This is a genomic window from Streptomyces sp. NPDC037290 (genome assembly GCF_055603245.1).
The window spans coordinates 1-17,500 of the sequence record NZ_JBVJVZ010000032.1; the positions used below are offsets into that span (position 1 = coordinate 1).

A 17,500-nucleotide genomic window follows, 5' to 3' on the forward strand; every position below is an offset into this window, starting at 1 on the left:
CCCCCCCCCCCCCCCCCCCCCCCCCCCCCCCCCCCCCCCCCCCCCCCCCCCCCCCCCCCCCCCCCCCCCCCCCCCCCCCCCCCCTCCCCCCCCCCTCCCCCCCCCCCCCCCCCCCCCCCCCCCCCCCCCCCCCCCCCCCCCCCCCCCCCCCCCCCCCCCCCCCCCCCCCCCCCCACCGCTGAGTGCACTGCTGGGGCCACTGCCGGGGCACTACTGGGGGCACTGCCCAAGACACGCATCACGGCCGTAACGTGTGGCGCGACCACATGGAACGCACCGCCATGCACGGCCCGGATGAGAGTGAGGCAGTACCGCATGCCCCCCTTCGACGTCCCCGAGGGCGACCCCTTCGGCCCGCACAACCTTCCCTATGGCGTGTTCTCGCCCTCCGGCAGTACGGAGCGGAGGGTCGGCGTCCGGCTCGGGGACCACGTCCTCGACGCGGGCGCCGCGGCCGCCGCCCTCCGCTCACCCCACCACCCGCTGCTGGCGCGGCCCACCCTCAACGCACTGCTGGCCGCCGGCCGCCCGGCCTGGTCGGAGGTACGGCGCGCCATCACGGCCTGGGTCACGGAGCCCGCCCACCACGAGACCCTCGAGCCGCTGTTCCACCCGCTGTCCGAGGTGACCCTGCACCTGCCCTTCGAGGTGGCGGACTACGTCGACTTCTACGCCTCGGAGAACCACGCCAGGAACGTCGGCCAGATCTTCCGCCCGGACGCCGAGGACTCCCTCACCCCCAACTGGAAGCACCTGCCGATCGGTTACCACGGCCGCTCCGGCACGGTCGTGGTCTCCGGCACGGACGTCGTGCGGCCCTCCGGGCAGCGCAAGGCCCCGACCGACCCCGCACCCGTCTTCGGGCCGTCGATCCGGCTGGACATCGAGGCGGAGGTCGGTTTCGTCGTGGGCGCGCCGTCCGAGCTGGGCCGGCCGGTCGGGCTCGGCGACTTCCGGGAGCACGTCTTCGGGCTGTGCCTGCTGAACGACTGGTCCGCGCGGGACATCCAGGCCTGGGAGTACGTCCCCCTCGGGCCCTTCCTCGGCAAGTCGTTCGCGACCTCGGTGTCCGCGTGGATCACCCCGCTGGAAGCACTGGAGCACGCGCGCGTGACGCCTCCGCAGCGCACGCACCCCCTGCTGCCCTACCTGGACGACTCGGCGCCCGGCATCGAGCCCGGCGGCTACGACCTGCGCATCTCCGTCGCCATCAACGGCCACGTGGTCTCCGAGCCGCCTTTCTCGACCATGTACTGGACCGCCGCCCAGCAACTCGCCCACATGACGGTGAACGGCGCCTCCCTGCGCACCGGCGACCTGTACGGCTCGGGCACGGTGAGCGGCCCGGAGGAACGTCAGCGCGGCTCACTGCTGGAGCTCACCTGGAACGGCCGCGACCCGCTGGAACTCCCGGACGGCAAGCGGGCCTTCCTGGAGGACGGAGACGCGGTGACTCTGTCGGCCTGGGCCCCGGGGGCGGACGGACGCCGGGTCGGCCTGGGGGAGGTCAGCGGGCGGGTCGTGTCGGGGTGAGCGGCACCGCGGAGAGAGGCCGGCTCGCAGCAAGAGGCTGACGCAAGTTCGCCGTAGCGAGACCGGGGGCACGGCGCCTGTGGACCGGTCTCTTCTCCGGCCGGGCCTGCCGGCCTCCCCCGCCGTCGCCACGGGCGCGTGCGGCTGGTCGCCGTGGGCGGATCATCACGCCGCCCAGCGACGAACAGCCCCGCGCGCCCGCAGGCCGGCGATGGTGGCCGCCTGGGGGCGTCGTCACCACGTCGCTGCGGGGCCCGGCATCGAGGACCCCGGGCACCCTGGCGAGCATGACGTGCGACGGAGCCACGGGCAACGTGGTCCCGCTGCCGCTCACGCTGGTCTCGAGCGGGAGACCTCACGCTTCCGCACCCGGAGGCGGGGCAGGCCGGAGGCGAAGGAGAACGGGCGATCGGAACCGCGGGACCGATCAGCGCCGAGGCCTGACTCTCGCCGCCCGTCAGCGTCATACTGGGCGGACACGCACCACCCGACGCGCCCTCGGGCGTCACGCGCACCACCGCCACCCGCACAACTCTCCGACCAGGAACCGGAGCCCCGGCATGACCGTCTGCCTGCTCCTGCTGAGCGTCGTCGCTCTGACGGCCGCCCTCCCGGCGCCACGCGCGCTGACCCGTGCCTCCTGGCCCGACCGGGAACCGGTGGTCGCGTTGTGGGTGTGGCAGTGCCTGGTCGCCACCGTCCTGCTGTGCTGCCTGGCCGCACTGGTCCTGGGCACGGCGGCCGTCTTCCACACCGTCCGCGACCGCGTCTTCGCCCCCGCACCGCCCTCCGTCACCGCCGCCTACGACCTCTCCTCCGCGCCGGTGTGGGCCGCCGCCCTCACCGTGCTGCTGGCCTGCGGAGCCGCCTGGACGACGGCGATGCTGGGCCGGGAGCTCGTCGAGGCCCGCCGCAGCCGCGGCCAGGCCCGCGCGCAGCTGCGCGAGCGCGCCCCCGACCTGCCGGCGGGACTGCCGGCTGCGCGCGGTCCGATGCTGGTGCTGGAGGACGAATACCCGGACGCCTGGTGGATGCCGGGACACCCGCCGCAGCTGGTCGTCACGACCGGAGCACTGCAACGCCTCACCGACCACCAACTGGACGCCGTCCTCACCCACGAACGCGGGCACGCGCGTGCCCATCACGACTGGCTGCTGCATCTGTCCACCGCGCTCGCCACGGGCTTCCCGCGCGTGCCGCTCTTCGCGCACTTCTGCGACCAGACGCACCGCCTGGTCGAGCTGGCGGCCGACGACACCGCGTCCCGGCGCTGCGGTCACCTCACCACGGCCCTCGCGCTGATCGAACTGAACCAGCACCGTGGCGTCCTGTCCTGCGACTCCAGCCGGCGCCTCCTCGGCGAGCGGGTGGACCGCCTGCTGGAGCCGCCGCCACGGCTGCTGCGCCGGCACCGGGCTCTGACGACGACGATCGCAGCCCTGGTGCCGCTGCTCCCGCTCCTGATCACGTTCGCCCCGGGCCTGACGGCACTGTCCTGACCGGCCCCGGCGGGTGGCAGATCTTCCCGCCCAAGGCGTAGAACCCGCAGCTCAGCGCCGTATCCAATGCCCCTTCACCTGGCGCAACACTGCAGCAACACCCCATTCCCTACCGCGTCGGTATGGTTTCAGCCATGCCACCCACCGACCGCCCCCGCGACCATGCCGGTCAGGGCGCCGCGACTACCGTCGCCGCCCACCGCACGCGTCGACGGCTGCGTGCGGACCGGGCCCGGCAACTCGCCGACCTGCTGCGCCACCAGATCCTCACCGGCGCCTTCCAGAACGGCCCCCTCCCCCACGAGTCGACGCTCGCCGCCGACTACCGCGCCTCCCGCAACACCGTCCGCCAGGCCCTGGACCTCCTCCGCGCCGAGGGGCTGGTGGAACGGCTGCCCGGAGTGGGCACCGTGGTCGTCGCCCAGAAGTACCCACACGGGCTCGACCGTCTGATGGGCCTCGCGGAAACCCTCCGCGAACACGGCCGCGTCACCAACGAGGTCCGCACCATGGGCCCCGCCCCCGCGCCCGCCCCGGTGGCCGACCGCCTCCGCATCCCCGCCGGCGCCGACGTCCTGTACATCGAGCGCCTGCGCCGCCTGAACGGCCTGCCCCTCTCCCTCGACCTCACCTACATCCCGCTCGACATCGGCACCGCCCTGCTCGGCGCCGACCTGGAGAACACCGATGTCTTCCGCCTCCTGGAAGCCATCACCGGCCAGCGCCTCGGCCACGCCGAGATCACCCTGGAAGCGGTGAACGCGGACACCCACTCCGCCGCCGTACTCCAGGCCCCGCGCGGAGCCGCCGTACTGATGCTGGAACGCCTCACGCACCTCGCCGACGGCCGCCCCGTCGACCTGGAGTTCATCCGCTTCCGCGGCGACCGGATCACCATGAGCGGCCTGCTCCACCGGTCGTAGCCCCCACCTGCACACAAACCCGCCGGCACCCATCCCTGCCTGCACGTTTCCTGGAGACAGCCATGCCCTTGGCGCCCCAGCGGGCCGACGTGCCCGTGACCATCGACGAGTCGAAGTGCATCGACGGCTGCACCCTCTGCGTGGACATGTGCCCGCTGGACTCCCTGGCCATCGACGAGACCAATGGCAAGGCGTACATGCACGTCGACGAGTGCTGGTACTGCGGCCCGTGCGCGGCCCGCTGCCCCACCGGAGCCGTCACGGTCAACATGCCCTACCTGCTGCGGTGAGAGGTACAACCACCATGAGTACAACCACCGTGAAACGAACGGCAGTCGCCCTGTCCGCCGCCATACTCCTCCTCCCCCTGTCCGCCTGCGGCGGCAGCGCGGAAGCGGGCAGCGGCTCCACGGTCACTGTGACCGTCGGCTACCAGTCCAAGACCATCAACACCGTTACCGCCGGCACGCTGCTGCGCTCTCTCGGCTACTTCGAGAAGCAGCTCAACGCCCTGCATGACGGCCACACCTACAAGGTCGACTGGCAGGACTACGCCACCGGCGCCCCGATCACCGCCCAGATGACGGCCGGAAAGATCGACATCGGCTCGATGGGCGATTTCCCGCTGCTGCTCAACGCGGCCCGCGGCAAGCAGCTCGGCCGTCCCACTCACCTGGTCTCGGTGACCGGCTACAACCTGCGCGGCGGCCTCAACACCGTAGTCACCGCCGCTGGTTCGAAACTCGCCTCACTGAAGGACCTGAAGGGCAAGAGGGTCTCCACAAGCGTCGGTTCCGCCGCGGACGGCACCCTCGTAAGGGCTCTGCAGCGCGCCGGCATCGACCCGGACAAGGGCATCTCCAAACTCAACCAGCAGCCCGCCGTGGGCGCCTCCGCGCTCTCCTCCGGCAGTGTGGACGCCCTGTCGCAGTTCGTCGCCTGGCCGGGCCTGCTCGCCTACCAGGGCAAGGCCAAAGCGCTGTACGACGGCGCCCAGCTGAATCTGCCCACCTTCCACGGCGTCACCGCCCGCCAGGACTTCGCCCAGCAGCACCCCGGCGTCCTGAAGGCATTCCTCAAAGCCCAGGCGGAAGCGACGGACTACCTCAACGCCCACCCCGTCGCCGCCGCCGAAAAGGTCGCCGAGGCCACCGGTCTGCCCGCCGAGGTCGTCTACCTCTACAACGGCGCCCATGGCATCGCCACCTTCGACCCGGCGGTCAAGCCACAGCTCGTCTCCGCGCTCAAGCAGGACGTGTCCGTGCTGAAGGCCGCCAAGCTGACCGGAGACATCGACGTGGACTCCTTCGTCGACGATCAGTACGTCAAGAAGGCCCTCGGCGCCTCCTACGCCAAGCGCCTGTCCGCCACACCCGCGCCGGCCGCGAGCGAGGTGTGGTCCAAGGCCAGCGAGAAGACCGTCTCCTTCAAGTCCGCGAAGGAGCTGCTGGCCTACGTGGCGGGGCACCGAGACGACATCCGCGCCGCCTATGTGCCCGACGCCACCACCGGCACCCTATGGTTCGCCGACAAAGCGCTGTGGGTGGCTGACGGCGACCAGCTGCTGCCGTTCGTCACCCCGGCGAACGCGCAGGCCTATGTCACCGCGCACGGCGGCGCCCGTACGGTGTCGTACCGCGAGGCGCTGGAGCAGGCCTCATGACCCGGCGGCCGCTGGCCCGGTATGCGCTGCGGACGGCCTCCCTTGCCGCTTTCCTCGGCCTGTGGCAGTTGCTGACCAGCCTGGACGTGAATCTGTGGCTGCGGTTCTCGCAGTTCCCGACGGTCGCCGACGTGGCCCGCACCTTCGCCGGCCGGGTCTCCGGCGGCGACTACTGGACCGACCTCACCGACAGCCTCACCCGGATCCTCACCGGCTTCGCGCTGGCAGCCGTCCTGGGCGTGGCGACGGGCGTGCTCGCGGCCCGCTCGCGCCTGGCCGAGGATCTGCTCGGCCCGGTCCTCGAGGTGATCCGCCCGATCCCCGCGATCGCTCTGGTCCCCGTCGCGATCCTGCTCTTTCCCTCCAATGAGCAGGGCATCGTCTTCATCACCTGCACCGCCGCCTTCTTCCCGGTGCTGGTCTCCACCCGGCACGCGGTCCGCGCGCTGACCCCCGTCTGGGAGGAGGCGGTGCGCACCATGGGCGGTGGCCGGCTGCGGATCCTCGGTTCGGTCGTCCTGCCGGGCGCGCTGCCCGGCATCTTCGGCGGGCTGTCCGTCGGCATCGGCGTGTCGTGGATCTGCGTGATCTCGGCCGAGATGATCTCCGGCCAGTACGGCGTCGGCTACCGCACCTGGCAGGACTACACGGTGGTGGACTACCCGGGCGTCTTCGTCGGCATGGTCACGATCGGTGTCCTCGGCTGGATCACCTCCACGGCCGTGGAAGTCCTCGGCCGGCGTCTGACCCGCTGGCTGCCCCGCACCTCGTACGTCCCCGGTGGCCGCACCCGCGTGCCCCGGCCTGCCGTCCTCCCCGCACCTGTCGACGGCACCTCCGAGCACGAGGCCCAGCCCGAGCAGCAGAGCCACAAGGACACCGAGGAGGCCCGTGATGAGCACCTCGTCTGAGACGGTCGCCGCTCCCGTCGCACCGGCGTCGGGGGCCGTGCGCGGCGCCCGGCTCGCCTTCCGTTCCGCCGTGCTCGGCCGCCCGGATGCGCCGGTGCTGTACGACGTCGACCTGGACGTCTCTCCCGGCGAGATCCTCACCGTCGTAGGTCCCTCAGGCTGCGGCAAGTCCACGCTGCTGCGCACGCTCGCCGGGCTGCTGCCCTCGCTGGGCGGCACGGCCGAGGTGGACGGTGTTCCGCTGGTGGGGCCGTCGGCCGACCGTGCGCTGGTCTTCCAGGAGGACGCGCTGCTGCCCTGGCGCACCTTGCGTGGGAACGTCGAACTGCCGCTCGCCATCAGCGGCGTCCCCCGCTCCGAGCGCCGTTCCCGGGCCGAGTCCTGGCTTGCCCGGGTCGGGCTCAGCGCGCAGGCCGGGCAGTTGCCGCACCGGGTGTCCGGAGGGCAGCGCCAGCGCGCCCAGTTGGCGCGCGCCTTGGCCGACAGCCCCCGCGCCGTCCTCATGGACGAGCCCTTCGGCGCCCTTGACGCCCAGACCCGCTCCGGCATGCAGGACCTGCTGGTGGAGGTGTGGCGCGGCACGGGCGCGACCGTCGTCTTCGTGACGCACGACGTGGACGAGGCCCTCTTCCTCGGCGACCGCGTGGCCCTGCTCGGCTCCGGCCGGGTGACCGCCGTACGGGACGTGCCCGGGCCCCGTGACCGCGGGGCCGTGGACGACCCGGCCCGCGTGGCCCTGCGCCGCGACATCCTCACCTCGCTTCGCTCCTGAAAGGCACCCCGGTGACCACCCCCGCGTCCACTTCCCTGGAGATTCCCGCCGTCGGCGACGCCGAGGAACTGACCTGCGACGTCCTCGTCATCGGCGGCGGCACCGCCGGCACCATGGCCGCCCTCACCTCCGCCGAGCACGGCGCGGACGTGCTGCTGCTGGAGAAGGCCCACGTCCGCCACTCCGGTGCGCTCGCCATGGGCATGGACGGCGTCAACAACGCGGTCATCCCCGGCCGCGCCGAACCCGACGACTACGTCGCCGAGATCACCCGCGCCAACGACGGCATCGTCGACCAGTCCACCGTCCGCCAGACCGCCACCCGCGGTTTCGCTATGGTCCAGCGGCTGGAGTCGTACGGGGTCAAGTTCGAGAAGGACGAGCACGGTGAGTACGCGGTGCGCCAGGTCCACCGCTCCGGCTCGTACGTACTGCCGATGCCAGAGGGCAAGGACGTCAAAAAGGTCCTGTACCGGCAGTTGCGGCGGCGTGAGATGCGGGAGCGGATCCGGATCGAGAACCGGGTGATGCCGGTCCGGGTGCTGACCGCGGAGGGGCGGGCCGTGGGCGCCGTCGGTTTCAACACCCGTACCGGCACGTTCGTCACCGTCCGCGCGGGTGCGGTCATTCTCGCCACCGGCGCGTGCGGCCGGCTCGGTCTGCCTGCCTCCGGCTACCTCTACGGCACCTACGAGAACCCCACCAACGCCGGTGACGGGTACGCCATGGCCTACCACGCGGGGGCCGAGCTGACCGGTATCGAGTGCTTCCAGATCAACCCGTTGATCAAGGACTACAACGGGCCGGCCTGCGCCTACGTCGCCAACCCCTTCGGCGGCTACCAGGTCAACCGGCACGGCGAACGGTTCGTCGACTCCGACTACTGGTCGGGGCAGATGATGGCCGAGTTCGCCGCCGAGGTCGCCAGTGACCGCGGCCCGGTCTACCTGAAGCTCAGTCACCTGCCCGAGGAGTCGGTCTCCGTCCTGGAGTCGATCCTGCACTCCACCGAGCGGCCCACCCGGGGCACCTTCCACGCCGGCCGCGGGCATGACTACCGCACCCATGACGTCGAGATGCACATCTCGGAGATCGGCCTGTGCGGCGGTCACTCCGCCTCCGGCGTTCGCGTCGACGACCACGCCCGCACAACCGTCCCCCGCCTCTACGCCGCCGGTGACCTCGCCTGCGTCCCGCACAACTACATGATCGGCGCGTTCGTCTTCGGCGACCTCGCCGGCGCGGACGCCGCCCAGTACACGGCGTACGAGGGTGAGCTTCCCGCGGACCAGGTGAGTGCGGCGCACGAGCTGATCTACCGCCCGCTGCGCAACCCGGACGGCCCGCCGCAGCCCCAGGTCGAGTACAAGCTGCGCCGTTTCGTGAACGATTACGTGGCACCGCCGAAGTCCGGTGCGCGGCTCTCCCTCGCCCTGGAGGCCTTCGAACGGATGCGCGCCGACATCGACGCCATGGGCGCCCGCACCGCGCACGAGCTGATGCGCTGCGCCGAGGTCAGCTTCATCCGTGACTGCGCCGAGATGGCCGCCCGTGCCTCTCTCGCCCGCACCGAGTCCCGCTGGGGCCTCTACCACGACCGTCTCGACCATCCCCGCCGTGACGACGTCTCCTGGTTTCACCATCTCGATCTGCACAAGTCCCCCTCTGGTGCGATGGAGTTCACGGCCCGTCCCGTGGCTCCCTATCTGGTCCCGGTCGAGGAATTCGCCCCGGTCGGCGGCCCCTCCCGGCGGTTGGGCGAGGTCCGTCCCGAGCACGTGGCCACGGCCGGGCCACGCGAGGTGGCGCCGGTCGCCGCAGGACCGACGTCCGCGCGCGCCACCGTTTCCGCCGACCGGCCCGGCGCGCCGGGCACCGCCTCACCCCGGCTCCTGGAACTGCTGGAGCTGGCCGATGCCGAACCCGAACTCGACCTGATCCAGCCGTACTTGGCGGACGCAGATCCCGCGGTACGGCGTACGGCCGTCTCGGTCCTCACCGAGACCGTTCCGCCCGGCACGGGGCAGGCCCTGGCCGGTGCCCTCGCCGACTCCGACGCCGAGGTCCGCGCGACCGCCGCGGCCTCTCTGCGTGAACTGGTCGAGACCCTGCCGCCCGAACCGGACCTGGGCACCGCCCTCACCGGCGCCCTCAGCGCAGCCGACCCCGTGGTCCGCGCCGCCGCCCTCGATGTGCTGCGTGCTCTGCGGCTCGGGGAGGCCGGGGCGTTCGCGGGGGCACTGGACGATCCCGACATCGCCGTGCGCACCGAGGCCGTACGGGCACTCGTCTCCGTCGACGCGGTCCGGCCGCTGGCGGGTGCCGCGGACGATCCCTCCCGGGAGGTCCGGGTCACCGTGGCCAAGGCGCTGACGACCGTCGGTTCGGCGTCCCTGACCTCGGCCGACCGCGCGTTGCTCGCCGCCACCCTGGACCGGCTGACCGGGGACACCGATCCCCTGGTGCGCGGTGCCGCGTTCGCCGCGCTGGCCGGCACCGGCTGCCCGTCGCCGCTCGCCGCCCGAGCCGTGGCCGCGCTGTCCGACCAGGCCTGGCAGGTCCGCTCCGGCGCCGCCACCGCGCTGTCGGCCGCGTCCGCTGAGACCGCCGTCCCCGCGCTGGCCAAGGCGCTGGCCGACCAGAACGCCGACGTGCGCAAGGCGGTGGTGCTCGCCCTGACCCGGCACCGGGCCACGGAGGAGGCTCGCGCGGCCCTCGCCACGGCCACGGCCGACTCCGACGCGGACGTCAGGGCGTACGCGGCTCGGGGGCTGTGACTACACCGCTTCCCGCATCGCCTCGGACCGGCCCGTCATATCCAGTCGTCCGGTTCCGGTTCCGGCTCCTGGTCCGGCCCCGGCCAAGCGGCGTCCTGCGCGTCGTCGGAGGCCGGAGCCGGGCCGTCCAGGGAGGCCAGCACGCCGAGCACGCCCTCCCCGTACGTCGCCAGCTTCTTCTCGCCGACCCCGCTCACCGTGCCCAGCTCGCGCACCGAGCCGGGCCGTCGGCTGACGATCTCCCGCAGGGTGGCGTCGTGGAAGATGACGTACGCCGGCACGCCCTGCTCGCGGGCCTGTTCGGCGCGCCAGGCACGCAGGGCCTCGAAGGCGGGCAGCAGTTCGTCGGGCAGTTCCGCCACGGCATTCCTGGCCTTGCGGTCGCCTCCGGAGGCGCCTGCCGACCGCGAGCGGGAGGCGGCCGGCTTCGTCGGCTCCTTGCGCAGCGGCACCTCCCGCTCACTTCGCAGCACCGAGCCGCTGGCCTCGGTGAGCACCAGGGTGCCGTACTCTCCCTCGACCGCGAGCAGGCCCTGGGCCAGCAGCTGCCGGATGACGCCCCGCCACTCGGCCTCGGCAAGGTCCTGGCCGATACCGAAGACGGACAGCTGGTCGTGGTCGAACTGGATGACTTTGCCGGTGCGCTTGCCGAGCAGGATGTCGACGATCTGCAGGGCGCCGAACTTCTGCCCGCGCTCCCGCTGCAGCCGCACCACCGTCGACAGCACCTTCTGCGCGGCGATCGTGCCGTCCCAGGTCTCCGGCGGGGTGAGGCAGGTGTCGCAGTTGCCGCAGGCCGCAGCGTCGGGGTCCTGGCCGAAGTAGGCGAGCAGCTGGCCGCGGCGGCACCGGGCCGTCTCGCACAGCGCGAGCATGGCGTCGAGGTGGGCGGCGGCCCGGCGGCGGAACGCCTCGTCACCCTCGCCGGACTGGATCAGCTTGCGCTGCTGAATGACGTCGTTCAGGCCGTACGCCATCCAGGCCGCGGACGGCAGTTCGTCGCGGCCCGCACGGCCGGTCTCCTGGTAGTAGCCCTCGATCGACTTGGGCAGGTCCAGGTGGGCGACGAACCGTACGTCCGGCTTGTCGATGCCCATGCCGAAAGCGATCGTCGCCACCACGACCAGGCCGTCCTCGCGCAGGAACCGGGACTGATGGGCGGCGCGCATGCCCGCGTCCAGGCCCGCGTGGTACGGCACCGCCTCGATGCCGTTGGCGGTGAGGAACTCCGCAGTCCGCTCGACCGAGTTACGGGAGAGGCAGTAGACGATGCCTGCGTCACCCGCGTGCTCCTCCCTCAGGAAGGCGAGCAGCTGCTTCCTGGGGTCGGCCTTGGGCACGATCCGGTACTGGATGTTGGGCCGGTCGAAGCTGGCGACGAAGTGGCGGGCCGCCGGCAGGTTCAGCCGCTGGGTGATCTCCTCGTGGGTGGCGCGGGTCGCCGTGGCGGTGAGGGCGATCCGCGGGACGTCCGGCCAGCGCTCGCCGAGCAGGGACAGGGAGAGGTAGTCGGGGCGGAAGTCGTGGCCCCACTGGGACACACAGTGAGCCTCGTCGATCGCGAAGACGGAGATCTTGCCGCGTGAGAGGAGGTCCAGCGTGGCGTCCAGCCGCAGCCGCTCGGGCGCCAGATACAGCAGGTCCAGCTCGCCGGCCAGGAACTCGACCTCGACCACGCGCCGCTCGTCGAAGTCCTGCGTGGAGTTGACGAAGCCGGCCCGCACGCCGAGGGCGCGCAGGGCGTCCACCTGGTCCTGCATGAGCGCGATCAGCGGGGAGATCACGATGCCCGTACCGGGTCTGACCAGGGCCGGGATCTGGTAGCACAGCGACTTGCCGCCGCCGGTGGGCATGAGGACGACGGCGTCGCCGCCCGCCACCACATGGTCGATGATCGCTTCCTGCTCGCTGCGAAAGCCCTCGTATCCGAAGACCCGGTGCAGCGTGGCCAGCGCCTCGCTGTCGGCCGCGCCCGGCCCCTCGGTCACCTGTGGCATCTCACTGATCCCGCCCGTCACGCGCATCGTCCTGTCCCCCGTCGGTCCCCCGTGTGTCGTTTCTCGACCGCTGCCTCCACGATAGGGGTCCGGACCGACAGCGTCGGAGTATCCACAGGCCGGGGGCACCCGCCGGAGCCCTGCAACGTCCTCGCGCGGGCCATCCGGGCCGGATCCACAAGAACAACCGAGCGGCGCGCGAAGGCCCCGGTTCCCTGGGGAACCGGGGCCTTCGGCGGGGGACTCAGCGCACGAACACTCCCGCCTGGCTCGCCAGGTCCAGGAAGTACTGCGGCGCCACACCGAGCACCAGCGTGACCGCGACGCCCACGGCGATCGCCGCCATGGTCAGCGGGGACGGCACGGCCACGGTCGGGCCCTCCGGCCGCGGCTCGCTGAAGAACATGACCACGATCACACGGATGTAGAAGAACGCGGCGATCGCCGAGGAGATCACACCGATCACCACCAGCGGGGCCGCACCGCCGGCCGCCGCCGCCTTGAAGACGGCGAACTTCCCCGCGAAGCCGGAGGTCAGCGGGATGCCCGCGAAGGCCAGCAGGAACACCGCGAACACGGCGGCCACCAACGGCGACCTGCGGCCGAGCCCGGCCCACTTGGACAGGTGGGTCGCCTCGCCGCCCGCGTCGCGCACCAGTGTGACGACCGCGAAGGCACCGATCGTCACGAAGGAGTAGCCGGCCAGGTAGAAGAGGACCGACGAGACGCCGTCCTTCGAGGTGGCGATGACACCCGCGAGGATGAATCCGGCGTGCGCGATGGACGAGTACGCCAGCAGCCGTTTGATGTCGGTCTGGGTGATCGCGACGATCGCACCGCCGAGCATGGTGATGATCGCCACCGCCCACATGACCGGCCGCCAGTCCCAGCGCATCCCGGGCAGGACGACGTACAGCAGGCGCAGCAGCGCCCCGAAGGCCGCCACCTTCGTCGCCGCCGCCATGAAGCCGGTCACGGGCGTCGGTGCGCCCTGGTAGACGTCCGGCGTCCACATGTGGAACGGCACCGCGCCCACCTTGAACAGCAGGCCCATCACGATCAGGGCGGTGCCGAGCAGCAGCAACGCGTCGTTGCCCATGGTGCCCGCGAGCGCCGGGTCGACGTCGGTGACCGTGCCGTCGACGACCTGTGCGATGCGCGCGTACGACACCGAGCCCGCGTAGCCGTACAGCAGGGCGATGCCGAACAGCGTGAACGCCGAGGCGAACGCGCCCAGCAGGAAGTACTTGACCGCGGCTTCCTGGGACATCAGCCGCTTGCGGCGGGCCAGCGCGCACAGCAGGTACAGCGGCAGGGAGAAGACCTCCAGGGCCACGAACAGCGTCAGCAGGTCGTTGGCCGAGGGGAACACCAGCATGCCAGCGATGGCGAAGAGCAGCAGCGGGAAGACCTCGGTGGTGGTGAAGCCGGCCTTGACCGCGGCCTTCTCGCTGTCGCTGCCCGGGATGGACGCGGCCTGCGCGGCGAAGGAGTCGACGCGGTTGCCGTGCGCGGCCGGGTCAAGGCGCCGCTCGGCGAAGGTGAACAGACCGACGAGGCCGGCCAGCAGGATCGTGCCCTGCAGGAACAGGGACGGGCCGTCGACGGCGATGGCGCCCATCGCCGCGATGTGCGCCTTCGTCGTGCCGTAGCCGTCGGCCGCCAGCGCGACGACCGCGGCGAACGCGGCGCACAGCGCGACGACGGACACGAACACCTGGGCGTAGTAGCGGGACCTGCGCGGGAGGAACGCCTCGATCAGCACGCCGACCAGCGCCGCGCCGACGACGATCAGCGTCGGCGACAATTGTCCGTATTCGATCTTCGGCGCCGGGATCTTCGAGATCGGGTCGGCCGCGGTTGTCCACAGGCTGTGGACGGCTGCTGTGCTCACTTGGCCGCCTCCACCGAGGGCTTGGGGTCGGTCTTGTGGACGTCGGACATGGTCTGCTTGACCGCCGGGTTGACGATGTCCGTGACGGGCTTCGGGTAGACGCCCAGGAAGATCAGCAACACGATCAGCGGGGCGACGACGACGAGTTCACGCGCGCGTAGGTCGGGCATCGCCGACACCTCCGGCTTCACCGGCCCCGTCATCGTCCGCTGGTACAGGACGAGGGTGTAGAGCGCGGCGAGGACGATGCCCAGGGTGGCGATGATGCCGATCGCCGGATAGCGCGTGAACGTACCCACCAGGACCAGGAACTCGCTCACGAACGGGGCGAGGCCAGGCAGGGAGAGGGTGGCGAGACCGCCGATCAGGAAGGTACCGGCGAGCACCGGAGCGACCTTCTGCACGCCTCCGTAGTCGGCGATGAGCCGCGAGCCGCGCCGGGAGATCAGGAAGCCCGCGACCAGCATCAGCGCGGCCGTGGAGATGCCGTGGTTGACCATGTAGAGCGTCGCGCCGGACTGGCCCTGGCTGGTCATCGCGAAGATGCCCATGATGATGAAGCCGAAGTGCGAGATCGACGCGTAGGCCACCAGGCGTTTGATGTCCCGCTGGCCGACGGCGAGGAGCGCGCCGTAGACGATGCTGATCAGGGCCAGTACGAGGATCACCGGCGTCGCCCACTTGCTGGCCTCCGGGAACAGCTGGAGGCAGAAGCGGAGCATCGCGAAGGTGCCGACCTTGTCGACGACCGCCGTGATGAGGACGGCGACCGGGGCGGTGGCCTCCTGCATGGCGTTGGGCAGCCAGGTGTGCAGCGGCCACAGCGGCGCCTTCACGGCGAAGGCGAAGAAGAAGCCGAGGAACAGCCAGCGTTCGGTGCTCGTCGCCATGTGCAGCGAACCGTTGGCACGGGCCTGCACGATCTCCTGGAGGCTGAAGTTTCCGGCCACCACGTAGAGGCCGATCACCGCGGCCAGCATGATCAGGCCGCCGACCAGGTTGTACAGCAGGAACTTCACCGCCGCGTACGACCGTTGCGTAGAGGCCGCCTTCTCGCCCTGTGCGTGGGCGCGGTCGCCGAAGCCGCCGATGAGGAAGTACATCGGGATGAGCATGGCTTCGAAGAAGATGTAGAAGACGAAGACGTCGGTGGCCTCGAAGGAGATGACCACCATCGCCTCGACGGCGAGGATCAGCGCGAAGAAGCCCTGGGTCGGCCGCCAGCGGCGGCTGCCCGTCTCCAGCGGATCGGCGTCGTGCCAGCCGGCGACGATGATGAACGGGATCAGCAGCGCGGTCAGCGCGAGCAGCGCCACCGCGATGCCGTCCACACCCAGCTCATACCGCACTCCGAAGTCCTTGATCCAGGCGTGCGACTCGGTGAGCTGGTAACGGGCGCCGCCCGGGTCGAAGCGGACCAGGACGGTGATCGCCAGCGCGAGCGTGGCCAGCGAGACGAGCAGCGCCAGCCACTTGGCCGCGGTGCGCCGCACGGCCGGTACGGCGGCCGTGGCGACGGCCCCGACGGCCGGGAGCGCCGCCGTCGCTGTCAGCAGAGGAAACGACATCGGTATCAGACCGCCCTCATCAGCAGGGTCGCGGCGACCAGAAGTGCCGCACCGCCGAACATCGAGACCGCGTAGGAGCGGGCGAAGCCGTTCTGGATCCGGCGGAGCCGCCCGGACAGGCCGCCGAAGCCGGCTGCCGTGCCGTTGACGACACCGTCGACCAGGGTGTGATCGACGTACACCAGGGAGCGCGTGAGGTGTTCGCCGCCGCGCACCAGGACCACGTGGTTGAAGTCGTCCTGGAGCAGGTCGCGGCGGGCCGCGCGGGTGAGCAGGGAGCCGCGCGGGGCGACGGCGGGGACGGGCTTGCGGCCGTACTGGGCCCAGGCGATTCCGACGCCGATGACGAGGCACACGAGGGTCGCCGCGGTGACCACCCATGCGCTGACCGGCGAGTTGCCCTCGCTGTGTCCGGTGACCGGCTCGAGCCAGTGGAGGAAGCGGTCGCCGATGCTGAAGAAGCCACCGCCGAAGACCGAACCGACGGCCAGCACGATCATCGGGATCGTCATGACCTTCGGGGACTCGTGCGGGTGGGGTTCGGCGTGCTCGCCGTGGTGTTCGGCGGCGGGCTCGGCGCTGGGTGCCTCCGGGGATCGGGTGGGCTGGTTCTTCCAGCGCTCCTCTCCGAAGAAGGTCATCAGCATCACGCGCGTCATGTAGAAGGCGGTGATGGCCGCGCCCAGCAGGGCCGCGCCGCCGAGGATCCAGCCCTCGGTGCCGCCCTTGGCGAAGGCCGCTTCGATGATCTTGTCCTTGGAGAAGAAGCCAGACAGGAACGGGAAGCCGATGATGGCGAGGTAGCCGAGCCCGAAGGTGATGAACGTGATCGGCATGTACTTCCTGAGGCCGCCGTACTTGCGCATATCGACCTCGTCGTTCATGCCGTGCATGACGGAGCCCGCACCGAGGAACAGTCCGGCCTTGAAGAAGCCGTGTGTCACCAGGTGCATGATCGCGAAGACGTAGCCGATGGGGCCGAGGCCCGCGGCGAGCACCATGTAGCCGATCTGCGACATGGTCGAGCCGGCGAGCGCCTTCTTGATGTCGTCCTTCGCGCAACCGACGATCGCACCGAAGAGGAGCGTCACTGCGCCGACGACGGTGACAGCCAGCTGGGCGTCGGGGGCGGCGTTGAAGATGGCTCCGGAGCGGACGATGAGATACACGCCCGCCGTCACCATCGTCGCCGCGTGGATCAGGGCCGAGACCGGGGTCGGGCCCTCCATGGCGTCCCCGAGCCAGGACTGCAGCGGCACCTGGGCGGACTTGCCGCAGGCGGCGAGCAGGAGCATCAGGCCGATGGCGGTGAGCCTGCCCTCGGAGGTGTCCCCGGTGTGGCTGAGGACCGGGCCGAAGGCGAAGCTGCCGAAGGTGGCGAACATCAGCATGATCGCGATCGACAGGCCCATGTCTCCGACGCGGTTGACCAGGAAGGCCTTCTTCGCGGCCGTCGCGGCGCTGGGCTTGTGCTGCCAGAAGCCGATCAGCAGGTACGAGGCGAGGCCGACGCCTTCCCAGCCGACGTACAGCAGAAGGTAGTTGTCGGCGAGGACGAGCAGCAGCATCGCCGCGAGGAACAGGTTCAGGTAGCCGAAGAAGCGGCGGCGCCGCTCGTCGTGCTCCATGTACCCGACCGAGTACAGGTGGATCAGTGAGCCGACGCCCGTGATCAGCAGCACGAACGTCATGGACAGCTGGTCGAGGCGGAAGGTGACGTCCGCCTGGAAGCCGGCCACGGGGACCCAGCTGAACAGGTGCTGCATCAGGGTCCGGTGTTCGGCTCCCTTGCCCAGCAGGTCGGCGAAGAGCACGAGACCGAGGGCGAAGGAGACGAACGAGAGCAGCGTGCCGATCCAGTGGCCGACGGCGTCGAGCCGCCGGCCGCCGACCAGGAGGACGGCCGCTCCGAGCAGGGGCGCCGCGATGAGCAGCGCGATCAGGTTCTCCACGATTCTTCCGA

At 71.3% G+C, this 17,500-nt stretch carries 12 protein-coding genes; 8 read left to right on the forward strand and 4 right to left on the reverse strand.

The features are described 5' to 3' along the window. The first annotated feature begins 315 nt into the window (after positions 1–315). The 8 genes from fahA to ACZ7HQ_RS40805 all read left to right on the forward strand — a co-directional run bounded on the left by fahA (position 316) and on the right by ACZ7HQ_RS40805 (position 10,078). Positions 316–1,533, forward strand: coding sequence for a fumarylacetoacetase (gene fahA, locus ACZ7HQ_RS40770; RefSeq protein WP_471001383.1), 1,218 nt, complete (start codon positions 316–318; stop codon positions 1,531–1,533). 560 nt (positions 1,534–2,093) lie between these two features. After that, a complete protein-coding gene (locus ACZ7HQ_RS40775; RefSeq protein ID WP_471001386.1) occupies positions 2,094–3,032 on the forward strand; it encodes a M56 family metallopeptidase in 939 nt (312 codons plus the stop codon). A 134-nt stretch (positions 3,033–3,166) separates the two neighbouring features. Then, complete coding sequence (locus tag ACZ7HQ_RS40780; protein ID WP_351246300.1) at positions 3,167–3,955, forward strand: GntR family transcriptional regulator; 789 nt, start codon at positions 3,167–3,169, stop codon at positions 3,953–3,955. A 62-nt stretch (positions 3,956–4,017) separates the two neighbouring features. Beyond that, positions 4,018–4,245 (forward strand): 4Fe-4S dicluster domain-containing protein, encoded by a 228-nt coding sequence (locus ACZ7HQ_RS40785; protein WP_031166915.1) that lies wholly within the window; start codon positions 4,018–4,020, stop codon positions 4,243–4,245. A gap of 14 nt (positions 4,246–4,259) precedes the next feature. Next, entirely contained in the window at positions 4,260–5,618 is a 1,359-nt protein-coding gene (locus ACZ7HQ_RS40790) for an ABC transporter substrate-binding protein (RefSeq protein WP_471001390.1), read from the forward strand. Then, positions 5,615–6,529: an ABC transporter permease gene (locus ACZ7HQ_RS40795; RefSeq protein ID WP_471001393.1), complete on the forward strand. Its 915-nt coding sequence runs from the start codon at positions 5,615–5,617 to the stop codon at positions 6,527–6,529. The genes ACZ7HQ_RS40790 and ACZ7HQ_RS40795 overlap by 4 nt, the downstream gene beginning before the upstream one ends. After that, positions 6,513–7,301 carry an ABC transporter ATP-binding protein gene (locus ACZ7HQ_RS40800; protein ID WP_471001396.1) on the forward strand — a complete coding sequence of 263 codons (789 nt, stop codon included), beginning with the start codon at positions 6,513–6,515 and terminating at the stop codon, positions 7,299–7,301. Before ACZ7HQ_RS40795 ends, ACZ7HQ_RS40800 begins: the two co-directional genes overlap by 17 nt. A gap of 11 nt (positions 7,302–7,312) precedes the next feature. Beyond that, entirely contained in the window at positions 7,313–10,078 is a 2,766-nt protein-coding gene (locus tag ACZ7HQ_RS40805) for a fumarate reductase/succinate dehydrogenase flavoprotein subunit (RefSeq protein ID WP_471001399.1), read from the forward strand. A gap of 35 nt (positions 10,079–10,113) precedes the next feature. Here the strand turns inward: ACZ7HQ_RS40805 and recQ are convergent, their stop codons facing one another. The 4 genes from recQ to nuoL form a co-directional block, all read right to left on the reverse strand. After that, positions 10,114–12,075, reverse strand: coding sequence for a DNA helicase RecQ (gene recQ / locus ACZ7HQ_RS40810; RefSeq protein WP_471001402.1), 1,962 nt, complete (start codon positions 12,073–12,075; stop codon positions 10,114–10,116). Between the two features lie 244 nt (positions 12,076–12,319). Next, positions 12,320–13,969, reverse strand: a complete 1,650-nt coding sequence (gene nuoN, locus ACZ7HQ_RS40815) for an NADH-quinone oxidoreductase subunit NuoN (protein ID WP_471001405.1) — start codon at positions 13,967–13,969, stop codon at positions 12,320–12,322. Further along, a complete protein-coding gene (locus ACZ7HQ_RS40820) occupies positions 13,966–15,537 on the reverse strand; it encodes an NADH-quinone oxidoreductase subunit M (protein WP_471001408.1) in 1,572 nt (523 codons plus the stop codon). Before ACZ7HQ_RS40820 ends, nuoN begins: the two co-directional genes overlap by 4 nt. A gap of 5 nt (positions 15,538–15,542) precedes the next feature. Next, on the reverse strand, positions 15,543–17,489 hold the full coding sequence (nuoL, locus tag ACZ7HQ_RS40825; RefSeq protein ID WP_471001411.1) for an NADH-quinone oxidoreductase subunit L: 1,947 nt from the start codon (positions 17,487–17,489) through the stop codon (positions 15,543–15,545). Between the last annotated feature and the right edge of the window lie 11 nt (positions 17,490–17,500).

Excerpts from the sequence above, each read along its gene's own strand:
- fahA (WP_471001383.1), top strand. The coding sequence starts at position 316 with ATGCCCCCCTTCGACGTCCCCGAGGGCGACCCCTTCGGCCCGCACAAC.
- ACZ7HQ_RS40775 (WP_471001386.1), top strand. The coding sequence starts at position 2,094 with ATGACCGTCTGCCTGCTCCTGCTGAGCGTCGTCGCTCTGACGGCCGCC.
- ACZ7HQ_RS40780 (WP_351246300.1), top strand. The coding sequence starts at position 3,167 with ATGCCACCCACCGACCGCCCCCGCGACCATGCCGGTCAGGGCGCCGCG.
- ACZ7HQ_RS40785 (WP_031166915.1), top strand. The coding sequence starts at position 4,018 with ATGCCCTTGGCGCCCCAGCGGGCCGACGTGCCCGTGACCATCGACGAG.
- ACZ7HQ_RS40790 (WP_471001390.1), top strand. The coding sequence starts at position 4,260 with ATGAGTACAACCACCGTGAAACGAACGGCAGTCGCCCTGTCCGCCGCC.
- ACZ7HQ_RS40795 (WP_471001393.1), top strand. The coding sequence starts at position 5,615 with ATGACCCGGCGGCCGCTGGCCCGGTATGCGCTGCGGACGGCCTCCCTT.
- ACZ7HQ_RS40800 (WP_471001396.1), top strand. The coding sequence starts at position 6,513 with ATGAGCACCTCGTCTGAGACGGTCGCCGCTCCCGTCGCACCGGCGTCG.
- recQ (WP_471001402.1), bottom strand. The coding sequence starts at position 12,075 with ATGCCACAGGTGACCGAGGGGCCGGGCGCGGCCGACAGCGAGGCGCTG.
- ACZ7HQ_RS40820 (WP_471001408.1), bottom strand. The coding sequence starts at position 15,537 with ATGTCGTTTCCTCTGCTGACAGCGACGGCGGCGCTCCCGGCCGTCGGG.